The sequence below is a fragment of the Streptomyces sp. NPDC025618 genome, assembly GCF_055558795.1.
In genome coordinates this window covers 1-16,349 of record NZ_JBVHLW010000038.1, presented here as the reverse complement: position 1 = coordinate 16,349, position 16,349 = coordinate 1, and the positions used below count along the sequence as shown (strand labels likewise).

16 protein-coding genes and 1 pseudogene are annotated in these 16,349 nt (G+C 68.2%); 5 read left to right on the top strand and 12 right to left on the bottom strand.

Features of this window, described 5'->3' with window-relative positions:
- Positions 1–204: 204 nt before the first annotated feature.
- The 3 genes from ACZ4A5_RS25660 to ACZ4A5_RS25650 form a co-directional block, all read right to left on the bottom strand.
- The gene (locus ACZ4A5_RS25660; protein ID WP_467588809.1) at positions 205–1,047 is read right to left on the bottom strand and encodes an IS5 family transposase; all 843 of its coding nucleotides are present in this window, start codon (positions 1,045–1,047) and stop codon (positions 205–207) included.
- 147 nt (positions 1,048–1,194) lie between these two features.
- Positions 1,195–1,647, bottom strand: coding sequence for a GNAT family N-acetyltransferase (locus ACZ4A5_RS25655; RefSeq protein ID WP_467588806.1), 453 nt, complete (start codon positions 1,645–1,647; stop codon positions 1,195–1,197).
- Between the two features lie 315 nt (positions 1,648–1,962).
- Positions 1,963–2,445 carry a GNAT family N-acetyltransferase gene (locus tag ACZ4A5_RS25650; protein WP_467588802.1) on the bottom strand — a complete coding sequence of 161 codons (483 nt, stop codon included), beginning with the start codon at positions 2,443–2,445 and terminating at the stop codon, positions 1,963–1,965.
- A 400-nt stretch (positions 2,446–2,845) separates the two neighbouring features.
- Between ACZ4A5_RS25650 and ACZ4A5_RS25645 the strand changes: the two are divergent.
- Positions 2,846–3,203, top strand: a pseudogene (locus tag ACZ4A5_RS25645) (transposase); the annotation flags it as partial.
- A gap of 11 nt (positions 3,204–3,214) precedes the next feature.
- Here the strand turns inward: ACZ4A5_RS25645 and ACZ4A5_RS25640 are convergent.
- Positions 3,215–3,808 carry a dihydrofolate reductase family protein gene (locus tag ACZ4A5_RS25640; protein ID WP_467588799.1) on the bottom strand — a complete coding sequence of 198 codons (594 nt, stop codon included), beginning with the start codon at positions 3,806–3,808 and terminating at the stop codon, positions 3,215–3,217.
- A 69-nt stretch (positions 3,809–3,877) separates the two neighbouring features.
- On the opposite strand from ACZ4A5_RS25640, the gene ACZ4A5_RS25635 reads away from it, so the two are divergent.
- On the top strand, positions 3,878–4,456 hold the full coding sequence (locus ACZ4A5_RS25635; RefSeq protein ID WP_467588796.1) for a TetR/AcrR family transcriptional regulator: 579 nt from the start codon (positions 3,878–3,880) through the stop codon (positions 4,454–4,456).
- Positions 4,457–4,680: 224 nt separating this feature from the next.
- On the opposite strand, the gene ACZ4A5_RS25630 is transcribed toward ACZ4A5_RS25635, so the two are convergent.
- On the bottom strand, positions 4,681–5,349 hold the full coding sequence (locus ACZ4A5_RS25630; RefSeq protein ID WP_467588791.1) for a hypothetical protein: 669 nt from the start codon (positions 5,347–5,349) through the stop codon (positions 4,681–4,683).
- A gap of 27 nt (positions 5,350–5,376) precedes the next feature.
- On the bottom strand, positions 5,377–5,949 hold the full coding sequence (locus tag ACZ4A5_RS25625; protein ID WP_467588788.1) for a hypothetical protein: 573 nt from the start codon (positions 5,947–5,949) through the stop codon (positions 5,377–5,379).
- Positions 5,950–6,233: 284 nt separating this feature from the next.
- Here ACZ4A5_RS25625 and ACZ4A5_RS25620 point away from each other — a divergent pair, with 284 nt between their 5' ends.
- Both ACZ4A5_RS25620 and ACZ4A5_RS25615 read left to right on the top strand, forming a co-directional pair.
- Positions 6,234–6,599 carry a DUF5988 family protein gene (locus ACZ4A5_RS25620; protein WP_467588785.1) on the top strand — a complete coding sequence of 122 codons (366 nt, stop codon included), beginning with the start codon at positions 6,234–6,236 and terminating at the stop codon, positions 6,597–6,599.
- 11 nt (positions 6,600–6,610) lie between these two features.
- On the top strand, positions 6,611–8,110 hold the full coding sequence (locus ACZ4A5_RS25615; protein WP_467588781.1) for a beta-ketoacyl [acyl carrier protein] synthase domain-containing protein: 1,500 nt from the start codon (positions 6,611–6,613) through the stop codon (positions 8,108–8,110).
- A gap of 105 nt (positions 8,111–8,215) precedes the next feature.
- On the opposite strand, the gene ACZ4A5_RS25610 is transcribed toward ACZ4A5_RS25615, so the two are convergent.
- Positions 8,216–8,923: an HAD family hydrolase gene (locus ACZ4A5_RS25610; RefSeq protein WP_467588907.1), complete on the bottom strand. Its 708-nt coding sequence runs from the start codon at positions 8,921–8,923 to the stop codon at positions 8,216–8,218.
- A 351-nt stretch (positions 8,924–9,274) separates the two neighbouring features.
- Here ACZ4A5_RS25610 and ACZ4A5_RS25605 point away from each other — a divergent pair, with 351 nt between their 5' ends.
- A complete protein-coding gene (locus tag ACZ4A5_RS25605) occupies positions 9,275–10,237 on the top strand; it encodes a phytoene/squalene synthase family protein (RefSeq protein ID WP_467588778.1) in 963 nt (320 codons plus the stop codon).
- A gap of 74 nt (positions 10,238–10,311) precedes the next feature.
- Here the strand turns inward: ACZ4A5_RS25605 and ACZ4A5_RS25600 are convergent, their stop codons facing one another.
- The 5 genes from ACZ4A5_RS25600 to ACZ4A5_RS25580 all read right to left on the bottom strand — a co-directional run bounded on the left by ACZ4A5_RS25600 (position 10,312) and on the right by ACZ4A5_RS25580 (position 16,210).
- A complete protein-coding gene (locus tag ACZ4A5_RS25600; protein WP_467588775.1) occupies positions 10,312–11,247 on the bottom strand; it encodes an oxygenase MpaB family protein in 936 nt (311 codons plus the stop codon).
- Positions 11,240–12,010, bottom strand: coding sequence for an ABC transporter permease (locus ACZ4A5_RS25595; protein ID WP_467588772.1), 771 nt, complete (start codon positions 12,008–12,010; stop codon positions 11,240–11,242). Before ACZ4A5_RS25595 ends, ACZ4A5_RS25600 begins: the two co-directional genes overlap by 8 nt.
- Positions 12,007–12,567 (bottom strand): ATP-binding cassette domain-containing protein, encoded by a 561-nt coding sequence (locus ACZ4A5_RS25590; RefSeq protein ID WP_467588768.1) that lies wholly within the window; start codon positions 12,565–12,567, stop codon positions 12,007–12,009. The genes ACZ4A5_RS25595 and ACZ4A5_RS25590 overlap by 4 nt, the downstream gene beginning before the upstream one ends.
- Positions 12,568–13,610: 1,043 nt before the next feature.
- Positions 13,611–14,072: a spore-associated protein A gene (locus tag ACZ4A5_RS25585; protein ID WP_467588765.1), complete on the bottom strand. Its 462-nt coding sequence runs from the start codon at positions 14,070–14,072 to the stop codon at positions 13,611–13,613.
- A gap of 302 nt (positions 14,073–14,374) precedes the next feature.
- On the bottom strand, positions 14,375–16,210 hold the full coding sequence (locus ACZ4A5_RS25580) for a transglycosylase family protein (protein WP_467588763.1): 1,836 nt from the start codon (positions 16,208–16,210) through the stop codon (positions 14,375–14,377).
- Positions 16,211–16,349 lie beyond the last annotated feature (139 nt).

Here is a 16,349-nt window from a genome sequence, read left to right as displayed (position 1 = left end):
GCCCCGGTACACCCGCTGCACCACCTGTACCGGGGCGAATTCATGCGGACGAGCCGTCCCGGCGCCGGCGCCGCCACCAAGCCCACGGCAGCCCGGCATAGCACCGGCGGGCACAGACAGGCGACCGATAACCCAGCACTTCGCGGGCTGATACGGCCCGGGTGAGCTGACGGCGTGCGTTAGAGGGCGTCTGAGAAGTCCCTTTCAGGTGGGGGTTGTAGTGCGGTGGAGGAGGAGCATGATGGTGGCCAGGTAGACCGCGCTTTCGGAGGTGTCGGCGAGGTATTCGTAGTCCTTCGACAGCCGCCGGTAGCGTCCCAGCCAGGCGAAACTCCGCTCGACCACCCACCGGCGCGGAACAACTGCGAACCGGGGTACCGGGGGTGGTGTGTCGCCGTCGCGGACCCATGTGTGCCGGAAGCCGCCGTCGCGGCGTTGTACGACCTGGATGGTGATACCGGTGTTCTCGCGGATACAGTCCAGGAACTCGCGGCCGCCGTAGCCCTGGTCGGACCACAGGTGCCGCAGGCGCGGGAACTTCCCCGCGGACCGGTCGAGGAGGACTTCAGCACCGACCCGGTCGCCCACGTCCGCGGGGCTGGCACACACCGCCAGGACCAGCCCGAGCGTGTCGACCATCAGGTGACGCTTGACGCCGTGCACCTTCTTGCCGCCGTCGTACCCGTGCCAGCCGCCCCGCTCGGTGCCCTTGACACTCTGACTGTCCAGCACGCCCGCACTCGGCGTCGGCTCACGCCCCTGACCAGTACGTTCCCGCGCCCGCAGGACAGCCAGGATCTCCTCCCAGCGCCCCTCGATCCGCCACACCCGCCAGTAGTGGTACACCGTCTGCCACGGCGGGAAATCATGCGGCAGCAACCGCCAGGCACACCCGGCCCGCAACCAGTAAGCCAGCGCATCAATGATCTCGCGCCGGGAGTGTTCAGGCGGCCGGCCACCCGGCCTCGGCGGCGGGACCAGCGGTGCGAGCACCACCCACTCGGCATCAGACAAGTCCGTCGGATACGCAGCACACCGGCCGGTCATCCCCGACCTCCCACCCCAGAAAAGACGACACAAGCCACCTACCCTGAAAGGGACTTCTCAGACGCCCTCTAGACGCGGCCCCTTGGCGCACGTTTCCCTGGCATTTGGGCCAGAACCACCTCCCCGGGCCCCCTCAAAACCTTTTACTCATGGAGTCACACCGCGCAGGTCGGGGCGATTCCTGGGCAGTCCGAAGCCTGCCATCTCCTTTTCCTCGTACGACAGGAAGCCCAGGCTCCGGTAGAACGCGTGGTTGCGCTTGCCTTCCGGTGATGACTCGTGGTCCGTGGACAGGAGGAAGAACCGGCAGTGGGAGTACCGCCGCATCAGGTACTCAACCAGCGTCCGGCCAACCCCCTGCCTGTGGTTCGCCGGATTCACCACGAGGTCCTGGACGTAACAGATGTGCTCGTCGTCGGAGATGGTCCGGGCCAGCCCGAGGAGCGTTCCCGACCCGTCCCGCGCCGTGATCACGAGGTGAGAGTTCACGAGACCGCGACAGAGCTTGTGGACGTCACTGGTGTAACCCTCCCAGCCGACCGAATCGTAGAGGTTCAGCACCTCCGCGGGATCGAAAACACCTTCTTCCGCTATGAACATGTCGATCCCCTACGCGTTGGTGCCACTGCTCGCCGTCAACCCGACACCACATCCGACTTCGCACACGTCGAGGCTGTCAAGATCGACTGCTGCCAGCCCCCGCCGGTTCTCGATGGTTCCTCGTCTGGCTGGTTTGGTACGCCGGTAGTCGGAGCGGCACGTTCCTGACACGGATCGCTCCCTCGACCGGTGAAGTGACCAGCTGGCCCAGCCCCGTACCCGTCCCGGACGGATTCGCCGTACGCGACCATCGGTCGGCACCGTCTCCGAAAGGCCGGGCCCAGCCGCGTGGAAGCTGCCGTGCCCCGGCCTTTCTCAGAGGCGACGGTGCATCACATGCAGCCCGACCAGGCCATGCTCGGGATGGCAGAAGGCTTCCGGCACGGTGCCGATCACCTCGAATCCCAGCGACTTCCACAAGTACACCGCCGGATTGGTCTCGACGACCGCGTTGAACTGGATTCCGCGGAAGCCTTCCGCACGGCTCCAGTCGATGACGTACTCGCCGAGCGCCCGCCCGATGCCCTTGCCCTGATGAGCCGGATCGACCAGGAACGAGGCTGTGCCGATATGGGAGCCACGTCCGGGCCGGTTCGGCCCCATCTTCGCCGAACCCACGACCCCGCTCTCCTCCACAGCGACCACCGTGCGCCCTGGCGACCGCTCCATCCACCACGGCCGCGCCTCCTCAAGGGTCTGCCCCTCGGGGAACGCGTACGTCCTGCCCTCAGCCATGATCACCGAGTAGAACCGGTAAATGCCCGGCCAGTCCTCGGCAGAAGCTATGCGGATCTCCATCCGCCGCAGCATACGCCTACGGCATCGCCCGGACACCGAGGAACGCCCACAGTGCTTCACGAAAGCGGAAGAGCTCCTCGCATCGGAGACCGGCCGTGCTCGCCAGGCGGCCTCGGAGGACGCGCACTTCACCACCGGGGACGGGCGAAGGTACCGCGCGGTCGGCAGACCGGCACCGCCGCCCGTCCGGAGATACACACCGGCTTCGCGGAGTGACCGCTGATCATGCGAGGAAAGGCGGGGAAGGTCGCACGCCGACCCGCCAGAAAAGGCGACGAACCCCCGTCCCACCTCAGAGGAAAGGACCGCAACGCTCAGCAGGAGTGGCCTGGCAATCGGCTTCTTCTCCCCACCCGGCGTGCCGTTCGTGGAAGCGGTGACACACCCGCATTCCGCCCAGGTGATGGCACGTCTGCGTGTTCCGCGTCGACGCGGACGGCCCCGCACCAGGCCGGACGTGGTCCCGGCGGACAAGACGTACCCCTCATGCGCGATCCGCGCACACCTGTACACAGCGAGGGATCCGCGCGGTGATCCCCGTCCCGGCGGACCAGCAGGCCCACCGGCTGCGGTGCGGCGGACAAGGCGGCAGACCACCGGCCTTCGGCCGCGACGCCTGCAAGCGACGCAACACCGTGGAGCGGTGTATCAACCGCCTCAAGCAGTGGCGCGGTATCGCCACCCGCTACGAGGAGACGGCGACCATGTGCCTGGCCGGACTCCACATCGCGGGCATCTTCCTCTGGTCCGCCGGCTGAACCGCAACCGCCTAGCGGCGGGTGAGGCGGGTGAGGGTGACCCCGTTGGGAAAGGCGGTGCGCTCGGCGACGTCGAAGACAGCGGGGTCGAAGACACCGTCAACTACTGGGATTCCTGTACCGGCAATGACCGGATACGTCTTGATCAGCAGCTCGTCAATCTCGGGCAACAGGGTGCCCGCGAGCTGGCCGCCCCCGCAGAGCCAGATGTCCAGCACGGCGTCCACCTCGCCCTTGAGCTCGCGGACGAGGGCGAGCGGGTCGCTCGGCACGACGGTGACGGCTGGGTCGGTGTCTGGCTTGAGAGTGCTGGACACCACGTACTGGCGCAGGTGCGCGTACGGGCTGGTGATCCCGTTGTCGAGGGCTGGGCGGTAGGTGCCGAGGCCCATGACGACGGTGTCGAAACGCCGGTTGGGCGCGTCGGCGACGCCGACGGCCGCGCGATAAGCGGTCGGGATGGTCTCCGGGTACAGCGCGTTCATCCAAGTCGAATAGGCGGCGGCCTGCTGCTCGTCGCCCTGCGGAAAGAAGTCGAACTCGCCGCCGGGACCGGCGATGCGGCCGTCGAGCGAGACGCCGATGTAGTACACGAGCTTCCGCAAAGTAGTCCCCCACACGTAGTACTCTGACTGAAGTGGTTTGAACGTAGTACTACGTCTGGAGTGGTGTCAATGGTGAGACGGAACGACCAGCGGCGCGCGGCCCTCGTGGACGCGGCGATCGAGGTGCTGGCCCGAGAAGGCGCACGCGGCCTGACTTTCCGGGCCGTGGATGCCGAGGCAGCCGTTCCCGCCGGCACGGCGTCCAACTACTTCTCCAGTCGCGACGACCTGTTCACTCAGGCCGGCGCCCGGGTCTACGAACGACTCCAGCCCGACGAGGCCACGATTGCCCGACAGCAGGCGGCCGGCCGCGACCGGGACACCTACATAGAGCTGATGCGCGAACTCGTGGGCCGCATCGCCTCCTTCCGTACCGGCTACCTTGCGCTGCTGGAACTCCGCCTCGAAGCCACTCGCCGCCCCGAACTGCGCAAGGTCCTCACGGAGCGGGTCCGGGCCGACGTGGATGCCAACGTCGCCTATCACGAGACTTCCGGTCTCCCCGGCGACACGACGGCGGTCAAGCTGCTCATGCTGACGCTGAACTGGCTGATCGTTGAGCAGCTCACCCTGCCGGACGTCTTCACAGAGGCAGAGCGTGAACAACTGGTGACGGCCGCAGTGGAGCGCATCGTGGCGGCGGAGTAGCCACCCGGTCCAGGAGACTCCAGTCCGCTGCGGTGGAAGTCGGCTGGACCGGACCGGCCTCGGCAGTCACCGGCTCTTGGTTCCGTCCGCCGATCCGAACGAAACGGCCTGGATGCCTCCGGGCACGGACCCTCACCACGCTTACCGGCCGGGCATCGTACGACACCCGGCCGGTGACAGACAGGGTTCCGGGACGGTTCCGCGAGACGCCGCGCGCTTCTGTCCTACTGTCCCGGGCACCCTGTTGGCCGAGCACCCAGACGCACACGGGCGGCCAGCGCCACGGTGTCAGCAGAGGCGCCTGTCACCGTCTCGGCGACACGGCTGGCCAAATCCTCCCACGGGCGCGGAGCGATGACCGGCACGCCGGCCGCCCGCGCCTGCGCGGCGAGCCACCGGCCGTACAGCACGCTGACGCGTGCGCGATGGCGCTGCGGTCCGGCCTCCGGCTCCCGGCGCAGGTAGTTGGCCGTCACCTGCCCCTCGTCGTCCTCGTGGAGGAAGACGGCACGGACCGGACCTTCAGGCGTCGCCGGTCCGGGCAGGACGTAGTCCCCTTCCAGGATCACCGGGGTGTCGGTGCCGACATGGTTGGCCACCACCGCCTCGATCGCCGGTGCCAGCGCCACGGCGATCGCGATCTGCCGCTCGACCACCGACTCGGGCGTCCGGCGGGCGGCCTCCGGGTGAGTGCGCCAGAAATGGACCTCCGGCAGGTGCTCAGGCAGTGTCACCGCGAGCAGGGCCTCCACGATGTCATCGGCCTCCACGACGGGGACGCCGTACCGTCGTGCCAATGCCCGCCCGACACCGGTCTTTCCCATCCCCGACGCGCCCCCGACGACAAGCACCCGCCAGTCGGGAAGACTCCTGACCTCATCCGTACCGTCCACGCGGGCAGAATACTGGAGCCGCTCCTTTCACCTGGGCCACACCAGCCGCAGCGGATGGCCCGCCCTGCCCAGACCTGATCCGCGCCTTCTCGGCCACGGACCCACCGGCGGGAGGGCCCGGTCCACCTCGGTCGTGGTCACCGCCGCGGCGCCGAGCCGGGCGGCGAGGAGACCGGCGTTACACCCCGTGCCCGTGCCGACCTCAAAGACCCGCCGCCTGGGGCGCACGTTGAGGTCGGCGACGACCGCAGGGGTGGATGCCGACGACGACGTCACCCGCCCCTGCCCCAGACCCTGGTGCTCGCCGTAGTCCCACCGCGTCACCGGCGGATCGTCGGACTCGGCCGCGGCCTGCCACCGCTGCGGCTCCCGTGTGCGGCTCACCGCCTCGACGTCGCCGGCCGGCACGTGGTGCCGCCAGAGCACATCGGGCAGGAACCCGGTCCGGGGCAGGGCCTCGAACACCGGCTGCCACCCGGCCGTCAGCACGCCGTCCGCCGCGAGGCGCGCGACCAGCCCCCGCCAAGTGATTTCCCGTGCTTCCCGCCGTCGCCGGGGGGACCGCCGTCCGTCGTCGGCGGCCCCTTCGGCGGCGTCCACGGTTGCCCCGGCAGCTTGGTGCCCTCTCCACTGTCATCTTCCTTGTCGTGCTTGCGCATTGGACCGTGGCGAAGCACTGCTCTGGCCCAGTGACAGAACGCAGAGACCTTCAGACGTGGCTCACCGGATCAGGTCGGTGTGCGGATGATCCGGGCCAGCACCGCCCCTGCCGTGACCACTATGAATTCGTCAGCGCCGTAGTGCTCCGGCGGGTGCGAGGGCGGACAGCGGGACGCTCAGGTGGCGCTGGCGCGGGGCGTGTGGAGAGCAGTCTTACGCGCCGCATGCCACGTTTGCGCCGTTACTGCGCCTTGTCGCACTTCACCCACTCGTGTCCAGTGGATAAGAGGAAGAGGAAGTATCGGTTCCTAGCGCCTCAGGAGCGCGGGTCCGCCCTCGGCAGGCCCCGCCTGGAGGTGGTGGGCATGGCAGGAGCGGTGACGGGCCGGGACCGTTTGGTTCTTCTGCGGGGAGGCCCGCCAGACCTGCCGCCTTTGTACCGCCTTCCGGACGGCCACGCAGACGCTTCACGGGTGGTGGCCTTCTACGGGTGGCACCAGCATTTCGAGCCCACCGGCGAACACAGATTGGTGAAGGGGTTCTTGGTGCCGCTCTTCCAGCTTTCCTACAGCACAGCCATTGCGGAATAAGGGAGTTGGCCATGCCGGCTTCGGACGCTGAGCCCATCGCGATCGCCGGGATCGGCTGCCGCTTCCCGGGTGGTGTGCAGACCCCGGGCGGGCTGTGGCGCCTGGCGGCCGACAGGTGCTGCACAGTGGGCCCGGTGCCCGCGGACCGGTGGGATGCGGCGCGTCTGGCGGCTGTGCACGACCCGGAGCTGGCCGTGCGGGCCGGGTGGGGCTGTTTCCTCGACGGGGACGTATGGGCGTGGGATCCCGCGGCGTTGTCGGTGGCTCCGAACGAGCAGCACACGGTGGACCCGCAGTTCCGCCTCCTGGCCGAGGTGGCGTGGGAGGCGGTGGAGCACGCGGGTATCCCCGTGGACACTCTGCGAGGGGCGCGAGCGGGTGCGTACGTGGGCACGTACGCACCGGACAACTTGTTCCGTGAGGCCCGGCCGGTGACGGATGCCCCCAACAGCCCTTATCTGTTCGGGAACTTCACGGCCGGTGCGGCGGGGCGGCTGGCGTTCGCGATGGACCTGCGCGGGCCGGTCATGGTGGTCAGTACGCACTGCTCGTCCGGGCTGGTGGCGGTGGATACCGCCTGCGGGGCACTGACGCTGGGCGAGTGCGACATGGCGCTGGCCGGCGCGGTGCTGCTGATGCTCTCGCCCGTAACCCACTATCTGGAAGCGCCGTTGCTGCTGTCGCGGCGGGGTGCCTGCCACGCGTTCGACGCGCGAGCGGACGGCTATGTGCGGGGTGAGGGCGCGGGCGTGCTGGTGCTGAAGCGGCTGGCGGACGCGCGCCGGGACGGGGACCGGGTGCTGGCCGTGATCCGTGGCAGCGCCGTCAACAACGACGGGCAGGCCAGTCGGCTGACCGCTCCCTCGACCGAGATGGTGGAGCGCGCCGCGATCAACCCCGGACAGGTGGGGCTGGTCGAGGCACACGGGCCGGGCACCGCGGTCGGCGACCCGATCGAGTACGCCTCCGTCCACGCCGTCTATGGCCAGGGCCGCGGGCGATGCGCGCTGGGCTCCGTCAAGACGAACATCGGGCACAGCGAGCCGGTCTCCGGCATCGCCGGGATCATCAAAGCTGTCGAGTGCCTGCGCCACGGCAGCGTTCCGCCCAACCTCAACTTCGACCGGTGGAACCCGGCGATCGACCATGCGGAGCCCTCCCGGCTGTTCGTCCCCACCGAGCCGACCGCATGGCCGGTGCCGGGGCCGAACCGGCTGGCGGCGGTGTGCTCCTATGGCGTGACCGGCACCAACGCCCACGCCGTGCTGGAATCGGCCCCAGCATGTTCTTCTTCGGACTCGTCCACCTGTGGACCGCCGTACTCGGCACCGTCATGCTCCGCCTTCCCGCCGAACGGCCCCGGCCCACGGAAGCGGAAACAGCACCCAGAACCCACCTCCCGGCCACGGCGGCATCCGGATCTCAGGACCATCGATCCCATCCCACAGAGGGTCCACCACAGACGACGAATTCCGAAACACATCTCCACGAGTAGCGCGGAACATGGCTGAGACTTCCCCCCAACGCCCAGTATCAGCGAGCGAAAGACCGTGTCATAGCTGGGGGTTCGCACCGTAGTAACTCGGTTCGGCCGGGAGCGCCCGGCCAGGCCGACGTCATCCGAGCAGGACGCGGGCTGGAGTCAAGGGCCCGGCGTCCAGATGAGCTGCGATGCGCGTGATCGTCCCGACGTTGTCCTCGAACAGGTGCCCCTGCATGCCCGCCGCCCGGGCGGCCTCAACATTGGCTGTGACATCGTCCACGAAGAGACAGCGCTCCGGCCGCACCTCCAAGCTGGCGCAGGCAGCTTCGAAAGCGCGTAGATCAGGCTTCTCGACGCCGATCTCGTGCGAGTACACGATCTGCTCCACCAACTCGTCGAAGTGGTACAGCGCCGTCTCCCGCTCGCGGGCCCCGACGAAGCTGTTGCTCAGGATGCCCAGCCTGCATTTTCCTTGCAGCCCCCGCACATAGGCGATGAGCTCCTCGTTCGGCGTCCCCAGATACTCCGTCCAAAGGTCAGCCATGAAGGCTTCAGCCTGGGGCGCTTCGAGACCTAGCCGGACCGCTACCTGTTCATGCACCTCCCCCTCGCTGATGCTCCCGACACTGCCAGCACGCCACACGTCGCACATCCGCTCATGCACGCTGCCCAGTGGCAGCCCCAGCCGCTCTTCCCACCGTCGCACCCACCCCGTCTCCGGCGTGATCTCCAGTACGCCCCCGATATCGAGAATTACGCCGGTCGCGGTCACGTGAACTCCTCCTCTTCGTCCCGCCTGGCCGACGAGCACGTCTCGTGCCACATGGTGCCCGAGAAGCAGAACACCGTAGCGACTACCGCCTCCCCTGGCGCAAGGCCATCCGGGTCCTGGAGGACGCCCCGTTCCGGGTGCACGTCATCCTGCCACCGGCCGGAGTGAAGGCTATGCCACCCGCCCCGACTTCGCGCGCTGCCCCGGCAGCCGTGAGCAGCGATACGCCTACTCGTTCACGTGCCATGGGCGTTCGCTGAGCGAAGCCCTTATTAAAGGAGAGCAGCGAAGGCAATCACCTTCGGCGGCCCCTGGGTCCGTTCAGAGCCATTCGGGGCTGCATTAGGGGGCGGGGCCTGTCGGTCCCGCGTCCTTCCCCACCAGTTGTTTACGGTTTCGCTCATCAAGGACGGGGATGTCATGGATACGTGCCAATCGGTGTGCGGCACCGACGACGCCCAGTCGACTGCGCGGACGCGCGCGGCGTTCACTGTGTGTCGGCGGGTGCTGATTGCCGCGGAGGGCCTGGAGTTCTATCTGGCCTCCGCGCTCCTCCCGGCCCCAAAACGGCCATTCACATGGGCGCTGTACGGCTTCGCGCGCTACACCGACGAGATCGTGGACAACGCCACGCAGTCCCACGCGCGCAGAGGTGCGCGATTCGACGCCTGGAACAGAGCTGTGGAAAGAGGCCTGACGAGCGGGGAAAGCCGGCATCCTGTCCTGCATGCGCTGTTGCGCACCATGGAGCTGTGGCAGATCCCCGCCTGCCATGTGCGCGACTATCTCGCTTCCCAGGAGATGGATCTCCAGGTGACGGCATATAGCACATACGCTGACTTGCGCAGGTTCATCGAGCTGGCATCCCTGTCGTTCGGGCGCCAGATGCTGCCCGTTCTCGAACCGCTGGACAGTGCGCTCGCCGGCAAGGGCGGCGACGCCATGAGCGAGGCCATGCAATTGACCAACATCATCCGCGATGTACGTCAGGACTACGAACTGGGCCGTGTCTACCTTCCGCAGGAGGACCTGGCCGCCTGCGGGGTGAGCCACCAGGACCTTGCGGGCGCTCGGGTGACACCGCAGATGCGGGCGATGGTGCGCAAGCAAGTCGGGCGCGCGCGTGAGCTTCTGGCCGTGGCAGAACTGCAGGAGGCGGCGCTGCACCCTTCGAGCCGTCCGGCCGTCCGGGCAGTGCACTCGCTCTACCATGCGCTGCTTACCGAGGTGGAGTCGCGGAACTTCGACGTGTTCACACGCCGGGTACGGCTGGGGCCTCTGCAGAAGGCCGTCATCGGTTCGGCTGCGCTCGTCAGCCGTTTTGCCAGCAGTGGCCCCGCCGGTGTTCCGGCACAGCACGGGGCTGCGGCGAGCGTGACCTGAGCCCTGTCCCGCCTGCTCCATGCCCCTGAGCGGAGCCGGGAGACCCGCAGCCGGCCTGGCCCGCCAGTGAATCCTTACGGACGCCCGGCCCGCCTTGGGCACAGGGCCGTCCCCGGATGGTCCGTGCGGGCAGGCGACTTGATCCCAAAGCGCTCCATGACGGCGCCTGGTGCGTCGAGCGTGTAGGTGCGTACCCGAGGCAGAACATGGAACAGTGACAGCTCGCGGGGACGGCAGAGGCAGCGTAGCCACCGCGCCCTGGCCCGAAGAGCGAAGCTCGCCATGTGTGCCAGGGCTGCCGGGGGGCGCTGGTAGCCGAGGGCGACGCAGACCGGCGGCGGAAGAACGGCGAGTGCGATCTTCTTGGCGGCCTGGCGCAGCGGGACTGGGAACCAGGAGGCCATGACGGTCAAGGCGGCGTCGGCAACGCGGGTTCCGGCTGGGGTGGAACGCTGGTGTGCGGATTCGTAGCCGTCGTAGAAGGTGCTGAGTTCCTCGTAGGTAGCGGGCACGTCCTGGATCGCGAGGCGTTGTCCGATACTTCGGTAGAGGTGAAAGGCCGCGTGCCGTTCGTGCCCGGTCAGGGGGCGCCAGCCGAAGCGGTCGATCCAGCGAACGGGTTCGAGGACGAATGCGGCCAGCGTGTAGAGCATGTCGTCGTTGCTGATGCGGTACCAGCTGTGGGCCCGGTTGATGGTCCGCAGGGCTGTCCGTCCCTCTGGGGAGTCACAGCCGAACCGCACGAGGGCTCCCATGAGCAGGAAGGTGTCGTCGTAGCGTCGCTGACCGGCACAGGCGAATTCTCCGGTGGCATCGAGGAGGGCGGCGATGGAGGGGATGGCGAAGGTGCGCAGAAGCGCGAGCTCCATTCCGCGCAGGTAGTCGAAGGGGAATTCCAGGCCGGCGCTGATGCGGTAGATCTGCAGATGGTCCTGTTCGGGGTTCAGTGCGAGGATCTTGTTCCGGAGCTCGAACCGACCTTTCCGGGCAAAGCGGAGCAGTTCAGTCATGGCGGGCTGCGCCTCGGGTTCCGAGACGGAAACAGAACAGGCTCACAAGGGTCAGGAGTGCGTACCAGGTGACCTGTGTGGTGAGGCGGCCGGTGACGCCCGCGGAGCTGAACGCGGCACTGGAGGCGGCCTGGACCGCCCCGTAGGTCGGCAGGAGTTCGAAACGGGCCTCGTTCGCGTGGGGGTTGAGCATCGGGTTTTGCAGGCCACTGTCGAGCAGGCTGATCATGATGATGACGAACAAGCCTTCCAGCTCACCAGGCAGGACGGCGGCCAGGGCGGTCCCCAGGCCGGCGTAGGTCAGGGCCGCCAGAGCCAGGGCGAGGCCGACAAGGAGCGGTTGATGCAGATCGGTGAGCGCGAGGATGACCACAAGGGTGTAACCGGCGGTCGCCGCGGCAGCCAGGGCGACCGCTGTGAGGCGGCCGGCGAACAGGGAAAGGGGACTGAACCCGGCCCGAACCAGTCGACGATCGAAGCGTCGGCCGCGGTAGGTGGCCGTGAACGCCAGGAAGCCGATGATCAGGGTGACGGCGTTCGCGGCCGCGTAGATGAGGCTGAAATCGTTGCCCGGCACGACCACGGCGGCGCTGCCCTGCGAGCCCGGTGTGAACCTCACGGGGTAGGACAGAAAAGTGATCTTTTCGAGTGTGAGCCACACAGGAACGAAGCCGAGGACGAGCACGATGGCCAGTCGGTTGCGGGCGTATTCGAGGCACGCCATGCGCCCGGACACCACAACGGGTGTCGTCATCGCTGTCATTCAGGCCCCCGTGTAACCGCGAGACGGCCCCCGGACAGGTTGAGCAGCAGGTCGAATGGTGTGGCGTCAGGGACGAAGTGCGTCACCACGAGAACGGTCTTCCCGCGGTCGCGCAGCTCCACCGCCAGCTCCCAGAACACCTGGTAGGTCTCGTAGTCGAAGCCCTGATAGGGCTCGTCCAGCAGTAGAACGTCAGGGTCGTGCATCAGTGCCAGTGTCAGATTCAGCTTCTGCTGTGTTCCGCCGCTCAGCGTTCCCGTTTCCTGTTCGAGACAGGAAGTGAAATTGAGTCTTTCCAGGAGGCCATGGGCGTGCCGCGTGCCAGGCAGCCGGTAGGCCGTCTGGAAGAGGAGGAGATGTTGGGCGACCGTCAGGCTCGGGTTCAGCAAGGGGACTTGGGGGCAGTGCCCGTAGGAGCCACCGAAGATGATGTGGCCGGCGTCGGGTTGCAGGTCGCCCAGCAGAACGCGCAGCAGGGTTGTTTTCCCGGAACCGTTTTCACCCGTGACGCCAGCGATGCAGCCCGCTGCCAGCACAAGGTCGATGCCGCTCAGCACTTTGCGGCCCCGGAAGCTCTTGCAGAGACCAGTTGCGGCCAGAACTGATTGGCCTTGCACAGCCGGCTTGGTCGTGGCAACTCCCTGGTGTCCTCCCACTTACGTGCCTACTCCATCCAAATGCCGATAATCCGTCATTGCTGACTCTATTCCTGTGCGGGTGCTGCCAGAGCGATTTGAACCGCGCGGCGCGGCATGTCGCCGCATCCCGCCAGGACAACGGGCGAATGTACGGCGACGGGCAGGAGCCAGGGCGCGAAGGCGGCGTATGCCACGGACGTGCGCTCTTCAGAAGCCGCCCACAGGGCCTCGCCGGAGTTGTCGTCCGAGGTCCACTTCGCCCGCCGGGACGGTACCGGCGCGCCGCGCAGACCGAACTTCGGCCCGATGAAGGCGTCAGAAGACACTCCGGGCGCGGTGGCTTCGTACAGAGCGGGGCGCGCGCCCCGGGGGCAGCCGACTGAGCCACAAAGGCGTTCGTGAGCGCCACGATCCGCTCACTGGTCCTGCGGCCTTCCTGCTTCGCGGCGGTGCTCAGCAAGGTGGTGTCTGCGTAGCCGGGGGCGACGACCTTGTGCAGCGGTGGGGCGTGCCGGTGGAGGAGGTAGTGGGCGTGGGCTCATCCGGCCAGGTCGCGTCCGCGTCCGGCCAGGTCGATCGGTGCGCTGGCCTGCCGGGCCATGGTCGGTGCGGCAGCGGGTCGCGGTAGCGCACACCGTCGGGCGGATACTTCGAGTCGGCGCAGCCCACCACGCACACTCCGGCAGCAGGGCGCCCCTCAAGGACGAGTCGTACCGCCCAACGCCGACCAGGCCGCACCCACACCTTTCGACTCGGCGTCCCGTTCCGGACGCCGTGAGCGGCCCCGGTCGGCTGGAGCCGGTAGGCGGGCGAATGTCGGCGTCTGTTGAATCGTGGCTCTGGCACGGAATGTGAGACAGAGCCACGACGCCGTCCACGCGTCACCCTAGGCGGCGAACGGAGTGACAGGCAGGGCCGTACGTCCGCCGCCCACCGCTCCGCTCACCGCCGGGTCTGCGGGTCTACCGGCCGCTTGGGGCCAGGGTGGCGCAGTTCGTCTTGTAGCGGGCCACGACATAGCCGTCGATCTCGCCGCCCCAGTCGACGCACTTGCCCTTGGCTTCCAGGTAGAGCGGCCCCGAGTACGAGGTGAAGAAGCCGTACTGTTCCTGCTTCGACTTCACGTCGTTGTCGCGCTGGAGCCAGGAGCCCACCCACAGCCGTGCGCCGGCAGAGCTGTTCCGCTTGGTGACCACACAGTTCTTGCCGGTGGCGGCGTTGTAGGTCAGGACGACCGTGCCGCGGCCCGGGATGGGGATCTCGTTGACCTGCCGGTATCCGGCGCCGCACTCCTGGTTGTACGTGGCCGTGGCGCGGGCCGGAGCGGCGACGGCCGTCCCGGAGCCTGCCACCAGCCCGGTGACGGTCGTGGCGGCGGCGAGCAGCGCCGCTCCCGCAACGCGGGTACGTACAGCACGCTTCACTGTGTCCTCCGTGGGAGTCGCGAGTCCTGTGGTGCCGGTTGGTGGACGTACGCGGGACGGCCGTCTCCGTACCCACACAGACACTCCACACCCCCGAGAAGTTGCACGCCCATTCACCCTCACCATGCAGAACCGGCCACCCTGCCGCACCACGGTGCGCGCCCCAGCAGCGGGCGCGCCCGCCAACGTCCACAAGGTCCTCTCCCCCGCCTCCATCCACGCGGCCGACCTGCTGACGGGCTGTCAGAGGTCCACGCGTGCAGCTGAACTGAGTGACGTCGTCCGGCGGCGCGGCGGCCGGCTCAGCCGAGGTCGCTGCGGTACCAGTCCCAGCTGATCGAATTGTCGTTGTCCCAGGCCTTCACCGGCCGGGAGACCTCGTCGTCACGACCGGCGAAGGTGTGCAGCGCGACCTTGTTCTTCCCGCCGTCCTGGCCCCTGTTGTAGAGGACGCCGAGGTCGGCCTTGCCGTCGCCGTTGAAGTCACCGGCCACCACCTTGCTGCGGTCGGCGTTCCAGCTGCCGGTCGTGGTGTCGTTGTTGTCCCAGGCGCGCTTGGGGGCGTTGATGCCGTCGGCGCGGCCGTAACCGATGTGGAAGGCGGTGCGGTAGTTACCGGTGCCGTCCTGACCCTCGTTGTAGAGAATGCCCAGGTCAGCCTTGCCGTCGCCGTTGAAGTCACCCGCGACCGGCTTGCTGCGCTCCCAGTTCCAACTGCCAGTTGTGCGGTCATTGTTGTCCCACGCCCGCTTCGGCCGGCTGATGCCGTCGGCGGTGCCGTAGCCGATGTGGAAGGCGGTGTGGAAGTTGCCGGTGCCGTCCTGACCCTCGTTGTAGAGAATGCCCAGATCGGCCTTGCCGTCGCCATTGAAGTCACCCGCGACCGGCTTGCTGTTCTGCCAGTTCCAGGACCCGGTGGTGCGGTCGTTGTTGTCCCAGACGCGCTTCGGCTCCTGGACCCCGTCGGCCGTGGCGTAGGCGATGTGGAAGGCGGTGTGGAAGTTGCCGGTGCCGTCCTGACCCTCGTTGTAGAGAATGCCGACATCGGCCTTGCCGTCGCTGTTGAAGTCACCCGCGACCGGCTTGGACCGCTTCCAGTCCCAGGACTGGCTGCTCCGCCACTGCTTCACAGGCTTGTCGAAGCCGGGCCCGTTGCTGGTGAAGGTCCACAGGGCGGTGCGGTTGTTGGCGCCGTCCTGGCCTTCGTTGTAGAGCACGCCGACGTCCGCCTTGCCGTCGCCGTTGAAGTCACCAGCGATGATCTTGGAGTTGGCCCAGTCCCAGGAGCCCGTCCCCGCCTCGAGGTTGTCCCACACCTTCACCGGCGGGGCGAACGATCCCCCGCCCGTGCTCAGCAGCGTCCACAGCGCGGTGTGGTTGTCCTTGCCCACCCGGTCGTAGCCGTAGAGGATCGCGATGTCGGCCTTGCCGTCACCGTTGAAGTCACCGGTGGCCTGTCCGGCCGTGCCCCGGTTGGCCACGAAGAAGGAGACACCCGAGGACGTCGGCCCGGTCTGGCCCGCGTCGTTGACCGCGCGGGCGGTCACGGTGTGCGGCCCCTCCGCCAGGGTCGTGGTGTCCACGCTCACGCTGTACGAGGGCCCGGACCCGGAAGCCGTACCGACGGCGTCGCCGTCCACGAAGAAAGTGGTCCCGGTCGGCTTCCCCTGCTCCTCGGTGACGGACGCGGTCAGCGTGACCGTACCGCTGAGCACGCCGCCGTCTTCCAAGCCCGTGACGCGGGTGACGGGCGGGGTGGCGCGCGGATACGGGTCGACGCCGTCGTTGACCAGGCCCACCCGCTTGCTGCAATCGGGCCACTGGCCCGGACCCGCGGCGCGCAGGAGCCGCTCCGCCACGGTGATCTGCTGTTCCTTGGTCGCCTTGTGGGGGTAGGCGGCGAACTCCGTGCCGCCGTTGGCGTCCCAGGTGGGCTTGGAGAACTGGAGGCCGCCGTAGTACGGGCCGACCGGGTTCACAGCCGTCCAGTCGCCCGTGGCCTCGCACTGGGCCATCCGCTCCCACATCGCCAGGGAGGCGGCGGAGGCGGAGGGGGCGGAGGTGAGGAGAGCGGCGGGGGCGAGGGAGGAGACGAGGGCGGCGGCGACGGCGAGCCGCACGCGAGAGCTACTGCGCATGGAGGAAGTCCTGAGAGGTGAGAGAACGGGGCGGGGGGGGGGGGGGGGGGGGGGGGGGGGGGGGGTTGGGGGGGTGTGGGTGGGGGGGGGGGGGGGAGAGGGGAGGGGGGAGAAAAAGGAGGGAGGGAGGGAAGGAGGA